The organism is Clostridium sp. BL-8 (assembly GCF_002006495.1).
In the GTDB taxonomy this organism is placed as follows: domain Bacteria; phylum Bacillota; class Clostridia; order Clostridiales; family Clostridiaceae; genus Clostridium.
Genome location: NZ_LZZL01000070.1, coordinates 1 through 24574 on the forward strand (window position 1 = coordinate 1; position 24574 = coordinate 24574).

At 29.2% G+C, this 24574-nt stretch carries 24 protein-coding genes; 2 read left to right on the forward strand and 22 right to left on the reverse strand.

Annotated features, from left to right (window positions below; translation table 11 throughout):
- Window positions 1-169: 169 nt before the first annotated feature.
- The 15 genes from hisE to CLOBL_RS20355 all read right to left on the reverse strand — a co-directional run bounded on the left by hisE (window position 170) and on the right by CLOBL_RS20355 (window position 14612).
- Complete coding sequence (hisE, locus tag CLOBL_RS20285) at window positions 170-496, reverse strand: phosphoribosyl-ATP diphosphatase (RefSeq protein ID WP_077860689.1); 327 nt, start codon at window positions 494-496, stop codon at window positions 170-172.
- Window positions 497-692: 196 nt separating this feature from the next.
- On the reverse strand, window positions 693-1022 hold the full coding sequence (gene hisI, locus CLOBL_RS20290; RefSeq protein WP_009169556.1) for a phosphoribosyl-AMP cyclohydrolase: 330 nt from the start codon (window positions 1020-1022) through the stop codon (window positions 693-695).
- A 49-nt stretch (window positions 1023-1071) separates the two neighbouring features.
- The gene (gene hisF, locus CLOBL_RS20295; protein WP_077860690.1) at window positions 1072-1833 is read right to left on the reverse strand and encodes an imidazole glycerol phosphate synthase subunit HisF; all 762 of its coding nucleotides are present in this window, start codon (window positions 1831-1833) and stop codon (window positions 1072-1074) included.
- 186 nt (window positions 1834-2019) lie between these two features.
- Window positions 2020-2748 carry a 1-(5-phosphoribosyl)-5-[(5-phosphoribosylamino)methylideneamino]imidazole-4-carboxamide isomerase gene (hisA, locus tag CLOBL_RS20300; RefSeq protein WP_077860691.1) on the reverse strand — a complete coding sequence of 243 codons (729 nt, stop codon included), beginning with the start codon at window positions 2746-2748 and terminating at the stop codon, window positions 2020-2022.
- Entirely contained in the window at window positions 2745-3365 is a 621-nt protein-coding gene (gene hisH / locus CLOBL_RS20305) for an imidazole glycerol phosphate synthase subunit HisH (protein WP_077860692.1), read from the reverse strand. Before hisH ends, hisA begins: the two co-directional genes overlap by 4 nt.
- A 96-nt stretch (window positions 3366-3461) precedes the next feature.
- Window positions 3462-4049, reverse strand: a complete 588-nt coding sequence (gene hisB, locus CLOBL_RS20310; RefSeq protein ID WP_077860714.1) for an imidazoleglycerol-phosphate dehydratase HisB — start codon at window positions 4047-4049, stop codon at window positions 3462-3464.
- Between the two features lie 44 nt (window positions 4050-4093).
- Window positions 4094-5131 (reverse strand): aminotransferase class I/II-fold pyridoxal phosphate-dependent enzyme, encoded by a 1038-nt coding sequence (locus CLOBL_RS20315; protein WP_077860693.1) that lies wholly within the window; start codon window positions 5129-5131, stop codon window positions 4094-4096.
- On the reverse strand, window positions 5118-6416 hold the full coding sequence (gene hisD, locus CLOBL_RS20320; protein WP_077860694.1) for a histidinol dehydrogenase: 1299 nt from the start codon (window positions 6414-6416) through the stop codon (window positions 5118-5120). The genes CLOBL_RS20315 and hisD overlap by 14 nt, the downstream gene beginning before the upstream one ends.
- A gap of 130 nt (window positions 6417-6546) precedes the next feature.
- On the reverse strand, window positions 6547-7176 hold the full coding sequence (hisG, locus tag CLOBL_RS20325) for an ATP phosphoribosyltransferase (protein WP_009169549.1): 630 nt from the start codon (window positions 7174-7176) through the stop codon (window positions 6547-6549).
- A gap of 1 nt (window position 7177) precedes the next feature.
- A complete protein-coding gene (hisZ, locus tag CLOBL_RS20330) occupies window positions 7178-8320 on the reverse strand; it encodes an ATP phosphoribosyltransferase regulatory subunit (protein WP_077860695.1) in 1143 nt (380 codons plus the stop codon).
- Between the two features lie 519 nt (window positions 8321-8839).
- Window positions 8840-9064: a hypothetical protein gene (locus tag CLOBL_RS20335; protein WP_077860696.1), complete on the reverse strand. Its 225-nt coding sequence runs from the start codon at window positions 9062-9064 to the stop codon at window positions 8840-8842.
- Between the two features lie 189 nt (window positions 9065-9253).
- Window positions 9254-10411 (reverse strand): tRNA uracil 4-sulfurtransferase ThiI, encoded by a 1158-nt coding sequence (gene thiI / locus CLOBL_RS20340; protein WP_077860697.1) that lies wholly within the window; start codon window positions 10409-10411, stop codon window positions 9254-9256.
- Window positions 10411-11559 (reverse strand): cysteine desulfurase family protein, encoded by a 1149-nt coding sequence (locus CLOBL_RS20345; RefSeq protein ID WP_077860698.1) that lies wholly within the window; start codon window positions 11557-11559, stop codon window positions 10411-10413. Before CLOBL_RS20345 ends, thiI begins: the two co-directional genes overlap by 1 nt.
- Before the next feature lie 475 nt (window positions 11560-12034).
- On the reverse strand, window positions 12035-12859 hold the full coding sequence (locus CLOBL_RS20350; RefSeq protein ID WP_077860699.1) for a RelA/SpoT domain-containing protein: 825 nt from the start codon (window positions 12857-12859) through the stop codon (window positions 12035-12037).
- Between the two features lie 301 nt (window positions 12860-13160).
- Entirely contained in the window at window positions 13161-14612 is a 1452-nt protein-coding gene (locus CLOBL_RS20355) for a UDP-N-acetylmuramoyl-L-alanyl-D-glutamate--2,6-diaminopimelate ligase (RefSeq protein ID WP_077860700.1), read from the reverse strand.
- 187 nt (window positions 14613-14799) lie between these two features.
- On the opposite strand from CLOBL_RS20355, the gene CLOBL_RS20360 reads away from it, so the two are divergent.
- Window positions 14800-15651 (forward strand): AraC family transcriptional regulator, encoded by an 852-nt coding sequence (locus tag CLOBL_RS20360; protein ID WP_077860701.1) that lies wholly within the window; start codon window positions 14800-14802, stop codon window positions 15649-15651.
- Window positions 15652-16021: 370 nt separating this feature from the next.
- Window positions 16022-16939 (forward strand): winged helix-turn-helix transcriptional regulator, encoded by a 918-nt coding sequence (locus CLOBL_RS20365; protein ID WP_077860702.1) that lies wholly within the window; start codon window positions 16022-16024, stop codon window positions 16937-16939.
- Window positions 16940-17084: 145 nt separating this feature from the next.
- On the opposite strand, the gene CLOBL_RS20370 is transcribed toward CLOBL_RS20365, so the two are convergent.
- From CLOBL_RS20370 to msrA, 7 genes are all read right to left on the reverse strand, one after another.
- Window positions 17085-18062, reverse strand: a complete 978-nt coding sequence (locus CLOBL_RS20370; RefSeq protein WP_077860703.1) for a family 43 glycosylhydrolase — start codon at window positions 18060-18062, stop codon at window positions 17085-17087.
- Between the two features lie 202 nt (window positions 18063-18264).
- Window positions 18265-18519, reverse strand: coding sequence for a DUF6171 family protein (locus tag CLOBL_RS20375; RefSeq protein ID WP_077860704.1), 255 nt, complete (start codon window positions 18517-18519; stop codon window positions 18265-18267).
- 8 nt (window positions 18520-18527) lie between these two features.
- Window positions 18528-20003, reverse strand: a complete 1476-nt coding sequence (locus CLOBL_RS20380) for an alpha-N-arabinofuranosidase (RefSeq protein WP_077860705.1) — start codon at window positions 20001-20003, stop codon at window positions 18528-18530.
- Between the two features lie 55 nt (window positions 20004-20058).
- Window positions 20059-20958, reverse strand: coding sequence for a carbohydrate ABC transporter permease (locus CLOBL_RS20385; RefSeq protein WP_077860706.1), 900 nt, complete (start codon window positions 20956-20958; stop codon window positions 20059-20061).
- Window position 20959: 1 nt separating this feature from the next.
- Window positions 20960-21850, reverse strand: coding sequence for a sugar ABC transporter permease (locus CLOBL_RS20390; RefSeq protein ID WP_077860707.1), 891 nt, complete (start codon window positions 21848-21850; stop codon window positions 20960-20962).
- A 97-nt stretch (window positions 21851-21947) separates the two neighbouring features.
- The gene (locus tag CLOBL_RS20395; RefSeq protein ID WP_077860708.1) at window positions 21948-23282 is read right to left on the reverse strand and encodes an extracellular solute-binding protein; all 1335 of its coding nucleotides are present in this window, start codon (window positions 23280-23282) and stop codon (window positions 21948-21950) included.
- Window positions 23283-23822: 540 nt separating this feature from the next.
- Window positions 23823-24296 (reverse strand): peptide-methionine (S)-S-oxide reductase MsrA, encoded by a 474-nt coding sequence (gene msrA, locus CLOBL_RS20400; RefSeq protein ID WP_077860709.1) that lies wholly within the window; start codon window positions 24294-24296, stop codon window positions 23823-23825.
- Between the last annotated feature and the right edge of the window lie 278 nt (window positions 24297-24574).

A 24574-nucleotide genomic window follows, 5' to 3' on the forward strand; every position in this document is an offset into this window, starting at 1 on the left:
CAGGCGAATAAGATTTATTTTTTATTCTTTTTGACACACAAAACCTACTTAATTGGCCTTTTCAATAAGTTATCCATAGATTTAACTTTATTATAAATTCCTAAAGAATAAAAAAGAATTACTTAAAAAGCAATCCTTTTTCATAATATTAGAACACCTTAAACTCACATTAAACATCTGTTATAGGCTTTCTTTCCCCTTTAAAATTATTGATTTTGCTTCTTCTTTTTTCTAGTTCCTCTGATATTTCCTCTACTGAAATACCCACTTGAGCCATTAATACTAATAAATGATACGTAAGATCGCAAATCTCATTTATTTGTTCTTGCTTATTATCATCCTTGCAACTTATTATAACTTCTGTGCATTCTTCTCCAACTTTTTTTAATATTTTATTTATTCCCTTTTCAAAAAGGTAATTTGTATAGGAACCTTCTCCACCATTAATTTTTCTTTCCAAAATCACATCATATAAAGCTTTAATATTCTCATTCATCCTTTATCCTCCAAACTTGAATCCAAATAAGTTTACAATCAAAAATTCATAACTATTCCTAAAAATCAAAGACTTTCCTTAATAATCCCTGATACTAAATAAAATTTCAATATATCTATAATTTCAAAATTCAATATTATTTTAAATTACTTAAAAAGATGTTTTCTAGTTTATTATTCCTCTAATTTTTAACTCATTATAAATCTCTATAAAAACAACTCTTATTTCCTGTGTGACATGCAGCTCCAATTTGATCTACAAGTATTAAAAGAGTATCATTATCACAATCTATTTTTATTTCTTGTACATGTTGAAAATGTCCAGAAGTTGCTCCTTTGTTCCAAAGTTCCTTTCTACTTCTGCTATAAAACCAAGTAGTATTTTCTTCTAATGTTTTACCTAAACTTTCTGCTGACATATATGCAAGCATTAAAACTTCCTTAGTTATATGATCTTGTATTATAGCTGGAATTAATCCATTTCCCTTCTCAAAATCAACTTGTTCTACTCTTTTACAAACTTCCATCTAAAGTTCTCCTTCCAAACTTAAATGTAATTTATCCTTCATAATATAATTACAAACGTACAGGAATTTTTTTATTATACAGATAGTTTTTTACTTCATTAACCGTTAATTCCCCATAGTGAAAAAGTGAAGCTGCAAGAGCTGCATCTGCTATATTATCTTTGAATACATCATAAAAATCCTCTAAACATCCACATCCACCTGATGCAATTACCGGAACGTTAGTTACATTACTTATTGCTTTTGTCAATTCTAAATCAAAACCTTTTTTTGTTCCATCTGCATCCATAGATGTTAAAAGAATTTCTCCAGCCCCAAGAGAGGTAGCTTCTTCAATCCATTTTAATAAATCTAATCCCGTATCAATTCTACCTCCGTTTATTACAACATTCCAACCGGTATTATCTACTCTCTTTTTAGCATCTGCTGCTAACACTATGCACTGATTTCCAAAATAAAAAGCTCCCTCTTTTATAAGTTTCTTATTCCTTACAGCTGCTGAGTTCAAACTTACTTTATCTGCGCCAGCTCTTAATATTGTCCTTATGTCTTCCAAGGTTTTTAGTCCACCGCCAACTGTGAAAGGAATAAAAATTTTTTCAGCTACACGTTGGACAACTCTTTCCATTATTCCGCGTTTTTCATGAGTAGCAGTTATGTCTAAGAAAACCAATTCATCTGCTCCTTGATTATTATAATGTTCTGCTAGCACAACAGGATCACCCACATCTGTTAATCCCTCAAAATTAATTCCTTTAACAACTCTTCCTTCTTTGACATCTAGACAAGGAATTATTCTTTTTGTATGCATCCCTTAAGCCCCCCCTTAATCAGTTTACAATTTACAGTTATTTACGAGTTACAATTTGCAATAATATTAAAATACTTGCATAATGTCCTAATGCCTATTTTATTGCTCTACCAATTGCGCTTTTATCAATTAGCTACTTATATATCTTTATTATTTAACTCGATTCTAAAAATTATAGTCTTTCAATTATTTGTTTATATTATTTTTAGAGACTTTTATTGCTTCTTTTAATGATAGTGTTTTTGCATATATTGCTTTACCTGTTATTGCACCATATAAATTTATGTCCATTAAATCTTTTATATTATTTATATCTCTAATTCCACCTGAGGCAGTAATATTAATATTAACTGTTTCCTTCAACTTTTTAAGCATCTCTAGATTAGGTCCTTCCAAAGTTCCATCCTTAGTTATATCTGTTACAATTATATTTTTAACACCGATTTTTTCCATATTCTTTGCAAAATCAACATAATCTAAATCACTTCCTGAAAGCCAGCCTCTACCATATACTTTCCCATCCTTACAATCTATTCCAACTGCAATCTTTTCATCATACACTTTTACTGCTTCTTTTAATAGTTCTTCATCCTCAAGGGCTATTGTTCCAAGAATTACTCTAGATACTCCATTATCTAGCAAATACTTTATAGTATTAAAAGAACGTATTCCTCCACCAAGTTCTACAGGAGTTTCTAGCATATTAGCAATTTTTATTACAAGTTCATGATTTTCATTACTTCCACTTTTTGCTCCATCCAAATCAACAAGATGTATATATTCTGCTCCTATATCTTCAAAAGATTTAGCTGTTTCAAATATATCATCTGCAACTATTTCTTTTCTATCATAATCCCCTTGATATAACCTAACTGGCTTCCCATCAATTATATCTATAGCAGGTAAAATTATCATTTAATCATCTCCCCAAAATTTTTCAAAATCTTCAAGCCTACAGTTCCACTTTTTTCAGGGTGAAATTGAGCCCCCATGATATTATTGTGTCTAACTACTCCTGGAATTTTATTTTCTCCATATTGGCTGTAAGCTATTAAATCATCATCATTATAATTTTGAGCAAAATATGAATGAACATAATAAACAAATTCGCCTTCATCAATTGAATCAAATAATACATCTTTTTGATTATATATTAGATTGTTCCAACCTATATGAGGAATTTTAATATTGTTTTCTTTATCTTCCTTCATTTTTATTATACTGCCTTTTAATAATCCAAGACCCTTTTTTTCGATCCCTTCAAAGCCCTTTTCAAATAATAACTGCATGCCAAGGCAGATTCCAAGAAGCGGCTTATTCTTACTTACCTCTTCTTTTATTACTTTGTCTAATGATAATCTTTCAATTGTTTCCATTGCATCAGGGAAAGCACCGACCCCTGGTAATATCAATGCATCCGCTTTTTTTATTTCTTCAGCACTAGCTGAAATTTTACTCTGAAGTTCAAGAAAATCAAGTGCATTTTTAACGCTTCTTAAATTTCCCATCCCATAATCTATTATAACTATCATTAAATCCCCCCATTCGCTAAGTTAGTAATTACAGTTTAATATTGAAATATACTTTTCAAATCTTGTCAGCGATCTGTTCCAGAACTGTAAACTGCCCTAAAGACTTCCTTTTGTTGACGGTATTCCATTTGCATCACTTCTGAATTTAGCTTCTTTAATTGCCCTTCCAAAAGCTTTAAATAACGCTTCTATTTTATGATGATCATTCTCTCCATATAAAACTTTCAAATGAAGTGTTAGTCCTGCATTAAACGCAAAAGCTCTAAAAAACTCAATTACCATTTCAGTAGCCATTTCACCAACCATTTCCCTTTTAAAATCACAATCAAAAACCAGAAACGGTCTATTACTTATATCTAATGATACTAATGCCAAAGTCTCATCCATTGGTACATAAAATGTTCCATATCTATTTATATTTTCTTTATTTCCTAAAGCTTCTTTAAATGCCTCTCCAAGAGTTATTCCAATATCCTCTATTGTATGATGATCACATATCTCCAGGTCTCCCTTAGCCAATATTTTCAAATCTATTTTTCCATGAAATGAAAACAATGTTAACATATGATCAAAAAAACCTATTCCTGTATTTATTTCACTATTTCCGCTTCCATCTAAATTAACTTCTAACTTAATACTAGTCTCATTTGTTGTTCTTTCTTTTTTTGAGTATCTTTCCAAAATATCAGCCCCCTTGATACTATGCTTTTTTGCTTTTCTTATCATAATTAGTATAAGAAAATTTTTTTAATGACATCCACTACTTTTCTATTTTGCATAGGAGATCCTACAGTAATTCTAAAGGTATCATCTCTAAAATCTCTAATAATAACACCATTATCTTCAAGTCCTTTTATAAGAGCATCCTTATGTGGTGTTCTTCCATATATATAATTACCTTTTGATGGGTAAAACTGTATATTCATCGCAGCATTTTTTTGAACTTTTTTAAGGTTTTTATATAATTCTTCTCTTTGTTCAATTATTTGCTTTGCATTATTAACAACATTTTCTGGATACCTTAAAACAATAGAAGCTAAATTTTGAGAAAACGAACTCATTGTATAAGGAACTTTATAATTTAACAGCTCGCATATGCTTTCTTCATTAGTAATTAAAAATCCAACTCTTAACGACGCAAGCCCCCATGCCTTTGAAAGTGTTCGTGTAACAATTAAATTCTTATATTTATTTATATACGGAATCATTGTCTTCCCATGAAATTCATAATATGCCTCATCTATAAGAACTACTTTATCTTTAAATGCCTCTAATATAGAAACTATATTTTCTATTCCAATACCTATTCCCGTAGGATTATTAGGATTTGAAAAAATAATTAAATCAATATCTTCTTGCTCTCCAATCTTAATAAATTCATCCACATTAAACTTCATAGTTTTACCTATATCATATTTTGTGAGTTCACCGCCAAATCTTGATACAAAAAAATCATACATTACAAAATCAGGTCCTAAAGTTAATGCTTTCTTTCCTTGTTTAATCGTCTTGCTTATTACAAGCTCTATCATTTCATCTGACCCATTTCCTACAATAATATTTTTACTCTGTGTATCTGCATATCTTGCATATAGTTCTTTTATAGTTTTCATTTCATTTGTAGGATATCTGTGCAATTCTGTATTGATTAAACAAGATTTCATTTTCATTAATATATTTTCATTCATCTCTAGATAAATTTCATTACTATCTAGATTTATGGTATATTCATCATAAGCATTGATATACTCATTATAAATTCCCATTATTCAATCTCACTTTCACAGAATTAGCATGAGCTGTTAGACCTTCTTTATTAGCCAATGTTATGATTTTTTCTCCATTTTCCTTAATTGCTTCCTTTGAATAATAGATGAACGATGATTTCTTTATAAAACTATCAACTGATAAAGGTGAAAAGAATCTTGCTGTTCCGCTTGTAGGCAATACATGATTTGTTCCTCCAAAATAATCGCCTATAGGTTCTGGACAATACCTTCCTAAGAATACAGATCCAGCATTTTTAACCATACCTAAATATCTCATAGGATCATCAACCATAATTTCCAAGTGCTCAGGTGCAATTGCATTAGAAATGTCAATGCACTCCTCAATATCCTTACAAATTATAGCATTCCCGAAATCATTAAGCGATGTCCTTATTATATCTTCGCGTTCAAGAGTTCTAACTTGTTTTTCTAATTCAACTTCAACTTTTTCATATAACTCTTTAGATGTTGTAACTAATATAGCAGATGCCAACTTATCATGTTCTGCTTGTGACATTAAGTCTGCTGCCACAAAGCTAGGATCAGATTCTTCATCTGCAATGACTAAAATTTCACTAGGCCCTGCAATCATATCAATATCAACTTCTCCAAATACTAATTTCTTTGCAGTAGCGACAAATAAATTTCCAGGCCCCACAATTTTATCAACTTTCTCAATACTTTCTGTTCCATAAGCCAAAGCCCCAACTGCTTGTGCTCCTCCAACTTTATATATTTTATCTATTCCAGCAACTTTAGCTGCTACTCCTATATATGGATTAATACCGCCATCCTTGTCCGGCGGAGTCACCATTATAATTTCACTTACACCTGCAACCTTTGCAGGTATTACATTCATTAGTACTGAAGATGGATATGCAGCTGTTCCTCCTGGGACATATACTCCAACTTTTTCAAGTGGAAGAACTCTTTGTCCTAAATAAACACCTTTATCCTTAGTTAGTAAAAAACCATTTGATTTTTGTTTTTTATGATATTCTTCTATATTTGCCTTTGCTTCTTCTAAGGCCTTAAGAAAATCATCATCGACTTTACTAAAACATTCATCCAATTCCTTAGCGGACACTTTTAAATTTTTAAGATCCACTTTATCAAATGATTTAGTAAATTCAAATAGTGCTTTATCTCCTTCTTTTTTTACCTTTGATAAAATACTTGTCACCGATAAAATTACATCTTGCTCTGTTTCTGTAATTCTGCCTTTAAGTTCACTTATCAAGCTCTTCTTATTACCTTCCGTAATTTTTATCAAACTTAACATATAATAGATAGCCCCCTTTTCTCTAACAGTAAAACATTAAATGTAAAATCATTATTGCAATTTTATTAATTTTTTTTTGTTAATTATTAAAAATATGATACTTATAATTATCAACATTTCATGAATTTTGTCAATTATTAATAACTTTTTTAATTTTATCTATAAACTCCCAAATTTCATTTTGCTTCATTTTAAAACTAGCCTTGTTAACAATTAATCTAGCGCTTATTTCACAAATTCTGTCTAAGACAACTAATCCGTTTTCTTTTAATGTCGTACCTGTTTCCATTATATCTACTATACCATCACATAAACCAAGAATTGGAGCAAGCTCTACAGATCCCTCTATTTTTATAACTTCGACATCCATGCCTTTTTCCTTAAAATAACTTTTGGCAACCTTAGGATATTTACTTCCAATCTTTATATGCCCAACCTTCTTGAATATATCATTTTCTGGCAATGATGCTACTATAAATCCGCATTTTCCAAAGCCTAAATCTAATACTTCATAACAGTTATTATCACTTTCTAAAATGGTATCTTTGCCGACAACCCCAAGATCTGCTACACCATGTTCTACATATGTTATTGAATCAGCAGCCTTTACTAAAAAATACTTTATATCTTGTGTTTTATCTCTAAATACTAATTTTCTTCCTTTATTTTTTAATTCTGAAGGATCAAAGTTAGCTTTATCTAAAATTTTAATTGTTTCTTCCTCTAGTCTTCCTTTTGTCAATGCTATGCTTATGCTCATTTTACATTTCCCCACTTTTAACTATTTTTATTTCTTTAATATCGTCTTTTGGCAATAAATCAACTATATATCCTTTACTTCTAAGTTCTTCACTTTTTCTTATAGCTTCAATTGTATCCCTTTCACAATAATATATCTTATATTCATCTTTATTTAGCAAATTATTATTAAGCTTTACTATTGGAATTACAGAGTTAATATCTATAGAAAACCCCACTGCTGGAATGCTACTTTTAGAAATATTAATTAAGTTATCATATCTTCCACCTCTTAAAAGTGTATTTCCTACCCCTTCACCATAACCTCTGAATATAATCCCAGTATAATAATTTAAACCCGGAACCATTCCTAAATCAAAAGTTATATTTTCTCCATATCCTAATTCATTAAGTTCAAAATATAACATCTCTAAATATTCCAAATTTTCCTTTATGTCTTCATTAAATGCTAATTTCTTTGCTTCTTCAAGGATCTGCTTATCTCCAAACATCCATGGCAGCTTATTGAAGAATCTTTTATATTCATCTTTAATATCTAGATTTGCTAGATATTCTTCCAAACTCTTTAGATTTTTATCTTCTATAAACCGTGCAATAATTTCTTTATACTTTTGATCTATTTCTAAATTTCTAAATGCCCCATTAAAGAATCCAATGTTTCCTATTTCTAATTTAAAATCCTTTAAGCCTAATTTCTTTAAAGCTTCTAAAGCTAATACCAAAATTTCCAAATCAGACTTTTTATCTTCTAATCCTACGAATTCAACACCACAATCTGTATATTCATTTCTTTTTCCACCAAGACTCTCATGAACTCTAAATACGTTCGAAGTATATCGAAGTTTTATGGGTAATCCTACATCCTTCAACTTAGTTTCTACTACCCTAGCTATAGGAATCGTCATGTCTGGTCGTAGTACCAATATTCTTCCTCTATTATCAAAGAACTTGTACATATCTTCTTCTCTTAATGACTGAGAGTTATAATTGAACGTCTCATAAAATTCTAATGTTGGTGTTATAACCTCTTTGTATCCCCACTTTTCAAAAAGACCGTCAACATTCCTCTCTAAATTTCTTTTTATAGTACATTCATCTAATATTAAATCTCTTGTTCCTTCTGGAATCATATTTCTCTTACTCATTTTCCACCCCGCCATTTACTTATTGCTATTTAATTCTCTTTATCGTTCTATCACTTTAGCACGCTAAATTGTTATTAAAATTATGATATCTCATTTCATAATATGTGTCAATGATTTTAAGCACATTTTTCAAATATTTCTTCATATTTCTTATTTAATTTTTAGATAGTATTTTCATTATTAAATATATTTAATTCATAGTGCTATCCCTAATTTACTCTTAACTTTTTATTTATTATTTGCTATTATGTTGATTTTTATCCCCTATTTCACTATTATATAACATAGTGATAAATTATATTATTAACTTAAATCCACTAACTATTTATATGGAACTTTAATTGATTCCCTATTGATGCTTATAAATTTTCAAAAAGAAGCAACTAACTTAAAATAACAAAAAAGCCTTAGCAGTATTATAGACTCTGCTAAGGCTTTTAATTTTAGTTTATTAATAAATGGTATGTACTTGTTCTAGTTACATCCCTATTTTTCTTTATTATAATTTAAATGAGCATTTTATTGTGCATTTACACTAAAGAATAATGCCTTACCAAGTTCAGTACCTTTTATAGTTTGTTTTGCTAATGAAGCTGCTTTTTCAGCATCACTAAGAGTACTTTCGAAGAATAATTTAAGTCCTTCTTTTTTTACAAATTTAAAAACTTTTTCATTGTCTACAGCAATATCTTCTACTATTCCTATAATATCATCTTGTCTTAATGCGCAATTTACTATTATCATGATTTATTCCCCATTTCTATTAATTTTTTTGATAAATAATACAATTTATTCATTACATTTAATATACAAACCGTATACATTTACTATATCATATAAATACTTTTTTTTCAATTTGTTATAACATTTATATACATATTATTTTTCTTAATAATAAATACCTCAGGAAATTCCTGAGGTATTTATTTTAAATTAAAATGTTACAACTTCAATATTTTCAATTGAATTAGACACTAACTCATCTATATTTAACTTTTCTTCTTCTTTTCTTATCATATCAAGTTTAGGATTAGTTTTTGGATGCTTTGGAACAAAAATTGTACAACAATCTTCGTATGGAAGAATTGAAGTTTCATATGTACCAATTTTTCTCGCTATTTCCATTATATCCGTTTTATCCATAGCTATTAATGGTCTAAATGCTGGCCTATCAGCACAGTCATCACTCACAACAAGTCCATCCATTGTCTGACTAGCTACTTGACCTATACTTTCCCCTGTACTCACTGAATTTATTCCATACTTTTCTGCAAGAACACATGCTATTCTCATCATGAACCTTCTCATTATAATAGTAAGCTCATCTTCCCTACATTTATTTATTATCTCCATTTGTATATCTGTAAACGGAACTACATATAGATTTATCTTTTCTGTATATTGAGCTAATATTTTAGCTAAATCTTTAACCTTATCTTTGGCTCTCTCCGATGTATACGGATGGCTATGGTAATAAACACAGCTTACTTCTACGCCTCTTTTTGCCATAAGGTATCCAGCTACTGGAGAATCAATCCCTCCAGACAACATGAGCATTGTGCTGCCATTCATTCCATAAGGAAGACCTGCAACAGCTTTTGTTATATCGTCATTTGACCAGATGTAAGCATAATTATTTCTTATTTCAATATTAATCAAAATTTCAGGATTCTTAACATCAACATTTATTTCTCCCTCATAATTGCTAAGCACATAGCCTCCAACTTTTCTTGAAACTTCCATAGAATTTAACTCAAACTTTTTATTAGCTCTATTAGTGTTAATCTTAAAGGTACTTCCTTTGGCTTCTTTAACCTTTTCTAAAGCAACTTCCTGTATACTATTGAAATCTAGCTCAACTTCTCTAACTAAACATACCTCAAGTATCCCAAATACCTTGCTTATCCTCTTTATACTTTCTTCTATTTCATCAGTTTTAATGAAATATCTTCCACTATCATGAATAAATTCTGCTGTTATTCCTTCAAGCTTCTTTCCTATATTATCTCTTAATTTCCTCTCAAATTTCCCTCTATTTAATCCCTTTAAAAATATTTCCGGGGCATATTTTACTAATATAAGTTCTTTCATTATTTCTTAATCCTCCTTAAAAATTTAAGTCCTTTTTCTAAGACTTCCATTACATAATCAACTTCTTCCTCACTGTTATCATCAGAAAAAGAAATTCTAATTCCACCAGATATTTCATCTTTACTTAGGCCTAATGCTTTCAAAACATAGCTTCCACCATTTTTTTCCCTTTCTTTAGATGAACAAGCTGAACCTGTCGATACGTATATTCCTGCTTCCTCTAAAAAGTGAAGTAACACTTCCCCTCTTGCACCTACAAAAGATACGTTTAAAATATATGGCGAGAACTCTTCATTTAATAAGCTATTAATTCTTATATCTGGTATCTCTCTTAATTTATCGATAAATTTTTTCTTTATCTTTAAAACTTTCTCATAATTTTCTTTCATATTATGGTTTGCATTTTTTGAAGCCAAACTCATCCCCATAATTCCAGGTACATTTTGTGTTCCTGCTCTCAATCCAAATTCCTGAGCCCCTCCCTCTATTAACGGAATGAGCGCATTAGGTTTTTTAATATATATAAATCCTACACCCTTTGGCCCATGAAATTTATGAGCACTTACTGTTAAGAAATCTATGTTCATCTTCTTCACATCTATAAAAATTTTTCCATAGCTTTGAACTGCATCAACATGAAACTTAGCCCTATTACTATTTTCTTTTATTATTTGGCCTATCTCTTCTAAATCTTGAATTACTCCAATTTCATTATTAACATGCATTATTGAAATTAACACAGTTTCTTTAGTTATAGAATTTTTTAAATGTTCTAAATCAATCTTGCCATTTTCTTTTATCTTCAAGAATGTTACTTTAACATCCTTATCTTCAAATTTTTTAATGGTGTTTAATATGGAAGCATGCTCGAAAGGTGTTGTTATAAAATGTACTCCATCTTTTAGACTCCCCTTAAGAACTAAATTATTCCCTTCACTTCCACCTGAATTAAAGTATATTTCATTTTCACTGGCATTTATAGTCCTAGCTAATATCTCTCTACATTCTTTAAGCTTTCTTTCACTTTTTAAACCTATATTATGCAAAGCTGATGGGTTCCCGTAAAACTCTTTCATACCCAAAGCTACTTCATCTATTACATCCTCAGTAGGCTTTGTTGTCGAACTATTATCAAAATAAACTTCCATGATAATCTCCTTCTCTTTAAATTTGTATCCTCAATTATAAAAAACTATCCAGTTAAGCATATTAAAGAAAATAATATCTCTAGGATACAATTTGCACCAGAATTTAAATGCGCTAATAACTTATTATTAATTTTAATATAACTTATTACTTTCGCACTTTTCTTATAAAATTACTATGTAATATACATGTTTTATTATAACAAAAAAATATTATCTGCATAGTCTTTTTTAGACATGCAAAAGAAAATATTAATTTATTTTTTTTAAATTGTGCCTAAATAAAGCAGCAAATAAGAATTTCTTATTTACTGCTTTTACGAGAGAGAGAAAATTATTAAAGGGTAATCATTGAATATTTATTAGGGTTACTATTAGTATATCATATTTTGACAAAATCAAACATGTTTTTATTGAAAAAACCACTTTTTAATGGAAGATTTATTATTGTTTTTAGCATTTCATTTAAATTTATATATTAAGAATTATTTTCAACATCTATCCATGTCATTTTACTTTTTAATCTATTTATTTCAGCTTCCTGCTCTTGTATTAATTTCTTATAATTCACTTCCTTTTCACCCCATTCCTTGCTTATATTATTTATCAATGATGCCATTTCATCTGCACTTCCTACTATTCTATTAAAAAGCAATAAATTCGATTTAAGAATCTCCGGAATTTCATCATGCGAATATCTTAACCTATGATCTATCTCTCCATACCCTTCTTCAAAAATAGTCCTAACTTGTATTTCTGCAATAACTTTTTTATTGGTTGGATAAAATTCTACTAAATAGTGAACTGAACGATACCCCGAAGCTTTTGATCTTACTTCAATGTTTGGATCATCAAAAACCTCAATATTATCACCTTCTCTAACATTAGCAGTAATCTCGATAACCTTCCATGTTTTTAAAATAAATTCATGTATTCCTTGCCATTGATCTTTAAATATATGTATCACTCTAATTCCAATTAAATCATTTATTTCGTTCTTATAATTATCTACTGTAAATTCAAAATCATTCCCATATTTATTTTTTCTGTCTTCAGTTTTTCTTATTATCTTTTCTATTAATCTCTCTGGATCTTTAATTCTTGATTTAACCGAATGTACATTTTTTTGCGAACGTAAAATATTTGCTATAAATCCTGCCTGATTTTCATAAGAATTCTTATAATCTATATAGTCTTCATAGATTTCTTTCAAATTATCGCTATCAATACTATTTTTTAAAATCATTTCTTTCGTCTGAGGATATTTTCCTAAAAACTCATCTATGTTGAAACCTTTTCTCATTCAGCCAATTCCTCCATGCAACTCTATTAATTTTATTATTATCTAAATTATACTACATTAACTTAAAATCATAATTCAAAAACATTATTTTTTATAATTTTATATTCTCTAATATTATAGACATACTAATTTTTTATATAAAAATAAACTGCACAAATTGGATACGATACTTTGTCTTCTATATCTATATTCCTAGTACAGCTTAAAAAAATTCATCTAAACAAACATTATTATAATATCCTTCTTTGCTTCAAAATAAGCATTTCACTTATATTAAATGACCTCTTCCAATAAGAATTACTTATCTTAAAAGTTCTTTAACTACTTCTCTATCATCAAAATGTATTCTCTCTTTTCCTATTATTTGATAATTTTCATGTCCTTTTCCTGCAATTATTAATAAATCCTCATCTTTTAATAGTTTTAATCCTCTTTCAATAGCTTTTCTTCTATCAACAATCTTCTCATAAGTTGAATTTATGCTAAGCATCCCTTCTTCAATATCTTCTATAATCCTCATAGGCTCTTCACTTCTTGGATTATCTGAGGTTATAATGCAGTAATCAGATAATATTCCTGCTGCCATCCCCATTACTTTTCTCTTGGACTTATCTCTATCTCCTCCACAACCAAATATACTTATAATTCTTCCCTGTGTAGTCTCTCTTGCCATCATCAATAATCTCTCTAGGGCATCTGGTGTATGAGCATAATCTACTATTACGCTTTTATTAGCACTGTTTTTTATCATTTCAAGCCTTCCGGAAACATATTTAATATTTGGCATTGCTTTTACAATATCAGAAATACTCACTCCAAGGCCAATACACCCTCCTATAGCCGCCAAAACGTTATAGACTGTTACTTTTCCTGGAATGTTTACTTCTACTTCTTTCGTTACATCCTTAAAGTTAACTTTAAATAAAACCGAATCATTTTTATACTTAATATCAGTAGCTCTAATATCTGCCTCTTTATTTATTCCATAAGTTAAAATTTTACACGTAGCTTTTTTTATAATTTCTTCAGAGATTTTATCGTCTAAATTTATAATTCCTATTGAGCATTTTTTAAACAATTTTATTTTCTCATTTTTATAGTTTTCCATTGTGCCATGTTCGTCAAGGTGGTCTTGAGATAAATTTGTAAACACCCCAACATTAAAATTACAATTCTCCACTCTATATTTTGCTAGAGCTGAAGATGTTACCTCCATAATAACATTCTCCGCACCTTTATTCTTAAATTCTCTAAATAATCCTTGTAGTTCTAATGCTTCAGGCGTGGTCGGATTAACTTTTTCTATATTTGCCTCTTTTTCTTCAAATTCATACCCTAAAGTTCCAATTATAGCCGTTCTCTTTTTATTAGCTTCTAGTATATCTTTAATATAATGTATTACTGTAGTTTTCCCATTAGTTCCTGTAACTCCAACTAAATTAATTTCTTTAGATGGCTTATTATAGAATGAACTAGCTAAACTTGCTAACGCTATCTTTGAATTTTCAACCTTTATCAGTGTTATATTTCTACTTTTAAGTTCTAATTCTTCATCAATCACTATTGCTAAAGCGCCTTTCTTAATCGCCTCTTTTATATAATCATGTCCATCTACATTAGCCCCCTTTATGCATACAAACATCGAACCCTCTATTACCTTCCTTGAATCATAACTTATATTAGCAACATCTATATCAACATTTCCACTAATCAGCTCATATTTCATATCTTTTAACAACTCATATAGCTTCATTTTACTTCCTCCAATCATTTTATTAATTTCGCTATATTCTCATTATATACAACATTTCTACAGTAAGTAGTGTATATATTGCTTGATATGTTGCAAAAAGTGCTTTATCATATAATTAAATAGTATGTGTTCTAAATGCAGTGCTACATAAAATCAACTACATTCAGGACCAAAGGGGATTTTATTTATGAATAATGATTATATCAAAAATAAATCAGGTTATTTAAATAAAGATTTTCAATTGTTTCATTTGAAAGATAAGAAAAATCAGGAATTTGAATTTCATTATCATGATTTTAATAAAATAATAATATTTTTATCTGGGAAAGTGACTTATTTGATTGAGGGTAAAGCTTATAATTTAAAGCCTTGGGATATTTTGCTTGTGAATAATAATGATGTTCATAAACCGATTATCGATCCTTCTGAAATTTATGAACGTATAATAATTTGGGCTGATTCCAATTTCATTAAAAATCATAACTATGATAGCTGTGACCTTTTGACATGTTTTAAATTAGCAAATGAAAAGAGCTTTAATCTCATTAGACTTGAAAGCAAATTACAGAATAATATAAAGTTTATAATAGAATCTCTTAAGACTTCTTTTAATTCAAATGAATTTGGCAGCAAACTTTTAAGCAACTCATTATTTATTCAACTGCTTGTATATTTAAATAGAGTTCATTTGAGTAATATGTATATAACTGAAGAAGATTCTCTTAAATATGACAAACAAATTGAGAAGATTTTAAAATATATAAATAATAATTTGTCTGAAAATCTGTCTACAGAAGCTTTATCTCAAAGATTCTATATAAGTAGATATTATCTTATGCATAAATTTAAGAAAGAAACCGGCTATACGCTCCACAATTACGTAAACCAAAAAAGATTATTAATGGCAAAAAATTTGATATCAACAGGAGAACCTATTACTAAAGTCTGTATGCAATGCGGCTTTAATGATTACTCATGTTTTCTCCGCTCATTTAGGAAACTATTTTCAAAATCACCTAAAGAATTTTCTCCAAAATAAAAGACTAATTGTTAATTTAGTGATATTTATTATTTACTTTAAAAAAAGTTCAATATAAGTTAGATTTTTATAATTATATCTTCTCCTAAAAAACATCAACTTCATTATAAGTCTTGTATTTCTAATAAGTTCATTAGCTTACTTTTCAAAGACAGATCACAATAATTAGATATTTTGTTTTACAAATATTTAAAACAATTATTCACTTTTACTATATTAAATAGTATAATGACCTTAATATAACGCTATATCTAACTATAAAACATATACATATAAAAAAATTAACTATTTATATTTTTTAATATTAATATGTTCTTAGATTTTATATTTATATGAATATATTAAACGTATACTTTTAGAGGTGATTATTATGATTCATATTACTAACTTAAAAGACAGTTTGCCACTTTTCAAGGCTTTAAGCTCAGATGTAAGAATAGATATATTAGATATTTTATCTCAATATAAACAATTAAACATGAATGAATTGTCCGAGAAACTCAACTTAACTAATGGTGCGGTCACCATGCACATAAAAAAATTAGAAGACTGTGGTTTAATAAAAACTTCAAATGTTACTGGAAAGCATGGCCTTCAAAAAATTTGTTCAATTCACGAGGATAAATTTATAATCGATATAGGTACACAAGATGTTGAAAATTCGTATGATATAGATTTAAATATAGGACACTATTCTAATTACGATATCGCTCCAACTTGTGGTCTTGCAACTAAAGATACTTTCATTGGAGAAGTAGATAATCCTAGCTATTTTGCCGATCCAGAAAGAATTAATGCAGATATATTATGGTTTACTAAAGGTTTTATCGAGTATAGAATTCCAAATTATTTAAAACCTAGTGAACGATTTTCAGAGTTACAAATCTCTATGGAAATAAGTTCGGAAGCTCCAGGTTCATGCAGTATCTGGCCTTCTGATATACATTTTTTTATTAATAATCAAAATATAGGCAGCTGGACTAGTCCTGGAGATTTTGGTGACAGTAAAGGTATTTTAACTCCATCATGGTGGCTTCCCAATTGGAATCAATATGGATTATTAAAACTATTAACAATTAATTCCTTTGGGTCCTTTATAGATGGAATTAAAACTTCAGATATTACTCTAGAAGATTTAGAATTAAATTATAAGAGCGATATACTACTTAAATTAGCTGTTCCAGAAGATACAAAACATGTAGGTGGTTTGACCATATTTGGAAAAAACTTTGGTAATTATAGTCAAGGAATAAGTATCAGACTTGTTTATAGTACTATAACCGAATAATATATTAACAATTACACTTCTTACTTTTATAATCTACCTCTACATTTTATAGCAGCCGAAATACTGGGAATCCCATTATTTCGGCTGCTATAAAATCAAAAGTATTTTTAATCAATTCATGTATAAACTATTTTCTCAAATTATATTAAACTTGAAAAACTCTTGCATCAGAAGATGGTTTTCCGAAATTTGGAGTTCCATCTTTATTCCATTTAATCACTTCAACTCTAGTATGTCTATTAGGATCACTTAGCGGGTCTCCTTTTAGCTCGCTGTAATTTCTAGCATGGTAAACCAAAAGATCTTCCATTCCATCTTCTGAGACCGTAAAACTATTATGTCCTGGTCCATATTGACGATTTTCATAAGATGTTTTAAATACAGGTTTTTTAGATTTTTTCCATGATAAAGGATCAAGTAAATCACTCTCTTCATTCGCTGTAAGCATCCCAATGCAATAATTCTCGTCGGTAGCACTCGCAGAATACGTTAAAAATATTCTACCATTTTTCTTCAATACAGCTGGTCCTTCATTCACCCAGTATAATTTTCTTTCCCACTCAAGCTCTGGTTTTGATAATAATACCGGCTTAGATTTCAATGTAAACGGATTCTTCATCTCAGCAATATAAATATTTGAATGAGAATTAGATTCTACTTTATGATCTTCTTGCGCCCAAACATAATAGAGCTTATTACTATGTTCAAAAGTAGTTGCATCTATAGCAAAAGTATTCCATCCAGTATCTATTCTTCCCTTTTCAACCCAATTATTTGTTAGCGGATCTTCATTATAGTTTTCTAAAACATACATACAATGATTAAAGGTAATACCAGTAACTTCTTTACTTGGAGCTGCTGCAAAATAAATATACCATTTCTTCTGAATATAATGAATTTCCGGCGCCCATATTAATTGGCTCATTTCACCACTATCATGCTTTTTCCAGATAATCATTGGTACTGCATCTTGCAATCCTTGAATTGTTTTAGATCTTCTAAGTTCTATTTCGTCAAATTTTGGCACCGAAGCTGTAAAATAATAATATCCATCATTATGCTTATAAATGTATGGATCTGCTCTTTGAATAACAATTGGATTTTTGTATATTGCTTTTGTCATTTTTCCCCTCCCTTTTTGGTGATAATCAATTTATTAGTATAGATCATAACCCTAATTATTAATTAGATTTATGAAATTAATTTTGGTAAAACTATGTTTGCGATATATTTATTTGTAGCAGCATTCTAGATAAAACAATTCATATTTAAACCAAAATAATAAGAGACAGTTTAACTCGACTTCTATTATTTTGATATTACTATCACCACTTGTTCCTAATACCAGGACAATAGTTCTTTTTTACTGCCGCTCTCATTTCAACGAAACACCCACATATCTTACACATCCCATTAACGAGGTTGTCACATTCTCTGCAAATATTTAATCTTCTTTTATACTCATCATCTTCTGTCTTTATATGCTTATCTATGTTTCTAATATATTCTTGCATATTTTTATATTCATTTACTTCGAATATTTCATCTAACAAGCATCGTCTACAAATTCTATTTTCCATTTTAATGTCTATTCTATTATAAAACTTAACACGCTGCAGGCTGGAATTGTAAAGTTTAATCCTTTATCAGTTATAGTAAAATCAGTAAATTCTTCCGGCTTCACATTTTCTGGCTCATCAAATGTATTATGGGCCTCCATTTTATTGGTTAATATATTTGCTTTTACAGTTTTAACTTCTCTATCTACTATGATTCCTTCTATATCATAGTTTTCGCTAACAGATAAATTATTTATTGTTATATTTATTTTTCCCTCCTCATCCATTGAAGTTGATTCCTGTAAATTTGGAACCATATTTTCTTTTTCAATTCCAATATTTTTAGTTTCTATATAACTTTCAACCATAGTAGATTCCTGATGATTTTTATACATGTTGAACACATGATAAGTTGGAGTTAATATCATCTTTTCGCCCTCAGTTAATATTACAGATTGAAGTACATTAACAACTTGTGCTAAATTAGCCATTTTCACTCTATCAGAGTGTTTATTAAAAATATTTAAATTAATTCCTGCAATCAATGCATCTCTCATAGTATTCTGTTGATATAAGAAACCGGGATTTGTTCCAGGTTCAACATCGTACCACCCTCCCCATTCATCAATTATTAAATCTACTTTCTTCTCTGAATCATATCTATTCATAACCTCAAGATGTTTTTCAATTAATTCTTCTATTTTTAATGTTTTATTTAAAGTAACATACCAAGCCTTTTCATCAAAATCTGTAGCTGATCCTTTATTTTCCCATCCCCATGGATGAGTATAGTAATGCAGAGTTAGTGCATCCATAAATTTATATGCTACTCTCATTACACCTTCTGTCCAATTATAGTCATCTATATTTGATCCACAAGCAATCTTGTAAAGCTTGTTATCTCCGTAATTTCTACAATATGTTTGATATCTTCTAAACATATTGCCATAAAATTCTGGAGTCATATTTCCGCCACAGCCCCAATTTTCATTTCCAACACCAAAATATTTAATTTTCCAAGGTTCTGCATGTCCATTTTGTTTTCTTAATTCTGCCATTGGAGAAATACCATCAAAAGTTAAATATTCAATCCATTCTGACATTTCCTGCACTGTGCCGCTTCCAACATTTCCATTAATATACGGCTCACATTCCAATTGTCTGCATAATTCCATAAACTCATGAGTACCAAAGCTGTTATCTTCTACAACTCCTCCCCAATGAGTGTTAACCATCTTTTTTCGATTTTCTCTTGGCCCAATCCCATCCTTCCAATGATATTCATCTGCAAAGCATCCTCCCGGCCAGCGAAGTACTGGTATTTTAATTTCTCTTAGCGCTTTTACCACATCACATCTCATACCATTTTCATTAGGTATATTAGAATTTTCCCCGACATATATCCCATTATAAATACATCGTCCTAAATGCTCTGAAAAATGTCCATAAATTTCTTTACTTATTTTGCTTTTTTTATTTTTTGTATTAATTATTAATTTACTCATATTATCAACCGCCTACCTAAATTAATTATCAATTTTGCATTTAATATTTTAAATATTATCCTTTTACTGCTCCCGCTGTCATACCTTCAACAAAATATTTTTGGAAACATGCAAATAGAATAAATACTGGTATTATTGAAATAAAAGAACCTACGAACAATAAATTATAGTTGTTTCCATACGGTGTTAATAAGGTATTTAGTCCTATTGGTAAAGTAAACTTCCCACTATCTTTCAATACTAACATCGGCCACAACAAATTATTCCAACTAAACATTGCATTTAAAATTGCCATTGCTGCAAAAGACGGCTTCATTATAGGTAAAATTAATCTAAAGAAAATCCCATATTCTGATGCTCCATCTATTCTTCCTGCTTCAACAAGATCTCTTGGAATTCCAGATAGATATTGTCTAAAGAAAAATATAGTTGAAGCACTTGCTATGGTTGGTAATATAATTCCAGCATAAGTATTTGTTAAATGCATATCGCTTATTTGATTATATAAAGGCAACATTAAAATTTCAAAAGGTACCATCATAACAAATAATACACATATAAACAAAAAATTCTTTCCTTTAAAATCATACATTGCAAATCCATAAGCAACAAATGCACTGATAAGCAATTGAAGAATTACCTGTAATAATGTTAATAACAAACTGTTAAAAAACCATGTAAATAAACTATTTTTTTCTGTAAATAAAATCATATAATTTTTAAGTGACATTTTAGCAGTATCAATTGATACATCCATACCATTTGCTATTACTAAAGCACCATCTTTAAAAGTAGAAATAAAAAGTGTATAAAAAGGAATTAGCACTATTACAGCTATGAAAGCAAAAAGCATAAAAATTAATATTCTCGTTGGTAACCTCTTTCTGCTCCTTGCCATATTTTGAGTGGTTTTTTTACTATTTTTTCTACTACTTAAACTTATATTACTTTGCATACTAATCCCCCTTTTTAAATGTTCCATTTAGTTTTAGTTGTACCAAATTAATTGCCATTCCAATAATAAACAATACTAAACCTACAGCAGATGCATATCCCATAGCATTCTTTTCAATACCTTGTCTATATAAATATCCTACAATCGTAAGACCTATATTATTAGGTGAATTATTACCATTGAACACCATATAACTTTCCATAAACATTGCAAGTCCAGCATATATAGATATAGTAAGTACATAAATTGTTGTTGGCTTAAGTTGAGGAATTGTTATATATTTAAACTTTTGCCACGTACTAGCTCCATCAATATTTGCTGATTCATATAATTCTGCCGGAATATTTTTTAATCCTGATAAAAAATATAACACGTTAACACCTGTCCATCTCCAACATGCTAAAAATAATAATACTATAAATCCTGTAGTTCCATTTTTTAACCATTTAAATGGTTCCATTCCAAATAGTGCAACAAATTTATTCATTAGCGAAGTAGCTTGTTCTCCAAAAGCAAATCTAAATACAATACCTGCTACAGCCACAGATGTTAAAGCTGGTAAATATAATGCAGATTTAAAAAATTCTTTTCCAACCATTAACTTACTATCTATTATGCACGCTAGTATCATTGGAATTGGAATAAGTAATATCAATGTCCATACCATGTATTTAAAGCTATTCCATAGTGCTATTAAAAACACCTTATCTCCTAGTAGTTTTGTATAATTTTCAAAACCAACAAATTTCCTTGACCCTGGTAATACATTTTCAAAACTCATTATTACTGTATTTATCATTGGAGAAATGAAAAAAAGTAAAAATACAAGCATAAATGGCAATATAAATACATATGGTGCTACTTTTTTATTATATATAAATCTCTTAACCATTGTCCGATTTCCTCCCATTACACATTTAAACAATACAGAGGAACCATTTTTTAAGCTTAATATTTTTATAAAATAGCTTCTCTGTATAAATATTTAACTATTGCATTTCATTTTCTACTTGTTGTTGTGCTTCATCTAATGCTTGTTTTATATCCTTTTTATCTTCAAATACACTATTTAAAGTAACTGTGCTTAGTACATTATAAATGCTTGGACTAGCATCAGTTGATTTAATTAATTGTATTTCATCTTTGATTTCATTTAATGTATCAAAAGGATTAGTTTTGAAGTATTTTACATATTTATTATCTGGATTGTGAGTAATGTCATTTTTAGTCCATAAATCCGTATTACATGGATCAAACCCTAATTCTTCCCATATTGCTTGTTCACCTTCATCTGAAAGTTTTGCATATGCTAAGAATTCTTTAAGATTTTGCTTATTTTTAGCCGTTTTAGTTACAACTGTGCCAGTACCACCAAGACCTACAGAGCGTGGTTGACCTTTTTCGAATACTGGAGCTGGAGCAATTGCCCATTTACCTGCTTGATCAGGCATATATTGTAAAAATCTTGACATATACCAAAAAGCTTTAATTACAACTGCATAGTCTCCATTGTTTATTGCACCTTCAGCATCTGTTGTATCAGGCTGTCCACCTGGAATAGTAGCAATTGCATGAGCATCTTGTAAATCTCTTAACGTAGTAAGTGCTTTAACCATTTGAGGACTGTTTAATTGTGGCTTGCCATCAGTATCAGTAAAGTCAGATTTTTGTTCTGCTAACATAAGCGCTTCTTGCCATTGTGCACTTGTATCAGCTGTACCGAAATTCTTACCGGTTGCAGCATAATATTTAGCTCCTGCTGCTTTAAAATCATCCCAAGTTACTATGGATTTATAATCAATTCCTGCTTTTTCTAAAAGTTCAGTATTGTAGTATGCAACACATGCTCCAACATGTGTTGGTAATCCATAATTATGTCCATCTTTACTGTAAAGATCAATACGAGATTTAACTAACTTGTCCTTATACGGAGCAATGACATCATCTAGTGTCTCTAATTGTGGCTCTCCTTTTAAAAAGTTAGGGAATTTACCTACTTCTATATCACATGCATCTGGTGCGCCTTGTCCGGACAAGAGCGCAGATTGCAATTTATTATGCATATCATCATAGGGAAGAACTGTAAAATTAATATTTAACTTCTTATCGGGATTTTTCTGATTCCATTTTTCTAACATCTCTTTATAGAAGGTCGCATGCACGTCCTCAAATGTCCACATTTGCAATTCGTCTCCTGATGATGAATCCGATCCACTCTTGCTACTTGTACTAGCACTTCCTCCACATCCAACTAGCATTGTAGTTGAGAGAGATGTTGCAACAACAATGGCTGCAAGCTTTTTTAATATTTTTACACTTTTCATATTTATATGCCTCCCAGTATATTTATGAATATATTTTTAAATATTATATGATCATTATTCTTCTGAACCAAAAGTCAAATAAATTTTTACTCCTTTACTCAAAAGAATAGTGTACAAAATCAAGTATATTAATTTTTGCTTATTCCCTAATTTATTAAACCTTCTGCGTTCATTTTAAATATTAGTTTAATAAAAATCATTTTGCTTTATATTTTTTTAAAAGAAAAATTTAATTGTTTGTAATATTTCTTTTTCAAAATTTATTTTTATCCCCAATAACTTGTAGTAATCCTTTTCAAAAAACAATTTTTATTATGTTTATTTTTTGTTTTATATATTTATTATATTCTTTTATAAAATAAAGTCAATATTTTCCTATTACATAAATATAAATTATTTTATATTTATGTAAAATATAATTCAACACATCTTTTCTCCACATTGTGGAAATAGTCAATTAATATATATTTGTTAAATCCTCAGATAATTTAAATTACAATTATAAAACATTAATAAAAAAAGCCTTCTAAGAAGGCTCTATTAGTTAAATTTAATATGACAATATCCAGTAGGATTTTTCTCTAAGTAATCTTGATGATATTCTTCTGCTGTATAATATTTTTCTAGTGGTTTAACTTCAGTTACAACTGGTTCTTTATATTTCTCTTGAATTTTCATTTTGCTTTTATTAATTATATCAATATCAGAATCATCAATGTAGTAGATTCCACTTCTATATTGAGTTCCAACATCTCCTGCCTGTTTATTTACTGTTGTAGGATCAATAACACTCCAAAATTTATCTAATAAAGTATCTAACGAAACTGCTTTTTCATCATATGTTATGTAACATACTTCTACAAAGTCTGTATCATCTTTGCATACTTCTTCATATGTTGGATTTTCTGTTTTTCCATTTGCATATCCTACTTCTGTTTCTACTACCCCTGGTGTCATTGAGAAGAGTTTTTCTACTCCCCAAAAGCAACCTCCACCTAAAACTATTTTCTTCATATAGTATCACATCCTTCACTAGCATTATAACCTTATGCAAATATCTATTACAACCAATTTATATAATTTGACATACATTTTTTTGCTAAATTTAAAATATCTCGAAAGTTACACATAATAATCTAATCTTCGAGATATTTTAAATCTTTTTTTAATATAGTACAGAGGATTTTTTTATAAGCATATTATCTTAATATCTTTCTTGATATATCCTCTTATCTATTTACCACATAGGTATTGCTTTAACTTTGCCTTAACTATTTGTTCTTACCTCTATT

Excerpts from the sequence above, each read along its gene's own strand:
- hisE (WP_077860689.1), bottom strand. The coding sequence starts at position 496 with ATGAATGAGAATATTAAAGCTTTATATGATGTGATTTTGGAAAGAAAA.
- hisI (WP_009169556.1), bottom strand. The coding sequence starts at position 1,022 with ATGGAAGTTTGTAAAAGAGTAGAACAAGTTGATTTTGAGAAGGGAAAT.
- hisF (WP_077860690.1), bottom strand. The coding sequence starts at position 1,833 with ATGCATACAAAAAGAATAATTCCTTGTCTAGATGTCAAAGAAGGAAGA.
- hisA (WP_077860691.1), bottom strand. The coding sequence starts at position 2,748 with ATGATAATTTTACCTGCTATAGATATAATTGATGGGAAGCCAGTTAGG.
- hisH (WP_077860692.1), bottom strand. The coding sequence starts at position 3,365 with ATGATAGTTATAATAGATTATGGGATGGGAAATTTAAGAAGCGTTAAA.
- CLOBL_RS20315 (WP_077860693.1), bottom strand. The coding sequence starts at position 5,131 with ATGGGAATTTATAATGAGTATATCAATGCTTATGATGAATATACCATA.
- hisD (WP_077860694.1), bottom strand. The coding sequence starts at position 6,416 with ATGTTAAGTTTGATAAAAATTACGGAAGGTAATAAGAAGAGCTTGATA.
- hisG (WP_009169549.1), bottom strand. The coding sequence starts at position 7,176 with ATGAGCATAAGCATAGCATTGACAAAAGGAAGACTAGAGGAAGAAACA.
- hisZ (WP_077860695.1), bottom strand. The coding sequence starts at position 8,320 with ATGAGTAAGAGAAATATGATTCCAGAAGGAACAAGAGATTTAATATTA.
- CLOBL_RS20335 (WP_077860696.1), bottom strand. The coding sequence starts at position 9,064 with ATGATAATAGTAAATTGCGCATTAAGACAAGATGATATTATAGGAATA.
- thiI (WP_077860697.1), bottom strand. The coding sequence starts at position 10,411 with ATGAAAGAACTTATATTAGTAAAATATGCCCCGGAAATATTTTTAAAG.
- CLOBL_RS20345 (WP_077860698.1), bottom strand. The coding sequence starts at position 11,559 with ATGGAAGTTTATTTTGATAATAGTTCGACAACAAAGCCTACTGAGGAT.
- CLOBL_RS20350 (WP_077860699.1), bottom strand. The coding sequence starts at position 12,859 with ATGAGAAAAGGTTTCAACATAGATGAGTTTTTAGGAAAATATCCTCAG.
- CLOBL_RS20355 (WP_077860700.1), bottom strand. The coding sequence starts at position 14,612 with ATGAAGCTATATGAGTTGTTAAAAGATATGAAATATGAGCTGATTAGT.
- CLOBL_RS20360 (WP_077860701.1), top strand. The coding sequence starts at position 14,800 with ATGAATAATGATTATATCAAAAATAAATCAGGTTATTTAAATAAAGAT.
- CLOBL_RS20365 (WP_077860702.1), top strand. The coding sequence starts at position 16,022 with ATGATTCATATTACTAACTTAAAAGACAGTTTGCCACTTTTCAAGGCT.
- CLOBL_RS20370 (WP_077860703.1), bottom strand. The coding sequence starts at position 18,062 with ATGACAAAAGCAATATACAAAAATCCAATTGTTATTCAAAGAGCAGAT.
- CLOBL_RS20375 (WP_077860704.1), bottom strand. The coding sequence starts at position 18,519 with ATGGAAAATAGAATTTGTAGACGATGCTTGTTAGATGAAATATTCGAA.
- CLOBL_RS20380 (WP_077860705.1), bottom strand. The coding sequence starts at position 20,003 with ATGAGTAAATTAATAATTAATACAAAAAATAAAAAAAGCAAAATAAGT.
- CLOBL_RS20385 (WP_077860706.1), bottom strand. The coding sequence starts at position 20,958 with ATGCAAAGTAATATAAGTTTAAGTAGTAGAAAAAATAGTAAAAAAACC.
- CLOBL_RS20390 (WP_077860707.1), bottom strand. The coding sequence starts at position 21,850 with ATGGTTAAGAGATTTATATATAATAAAAAAGTAGCACCATATGTATTT.
- CLOBL_RS20395 (WP_077860708.1), bottom strand. The coding sequence starts at position 23,282 with ATGAAAAGTGTAAAAATATTAAAAAAGCTTGCAGCCATTGTTGTTGCA.
- msrA (WP_077860709.1), bottom strand. The coding sequence starts at position 24,296 with ATGAAGAAAATAGTTTTAGGTGGAGGTTGCTTTTGGGGAGTAGAAAAA.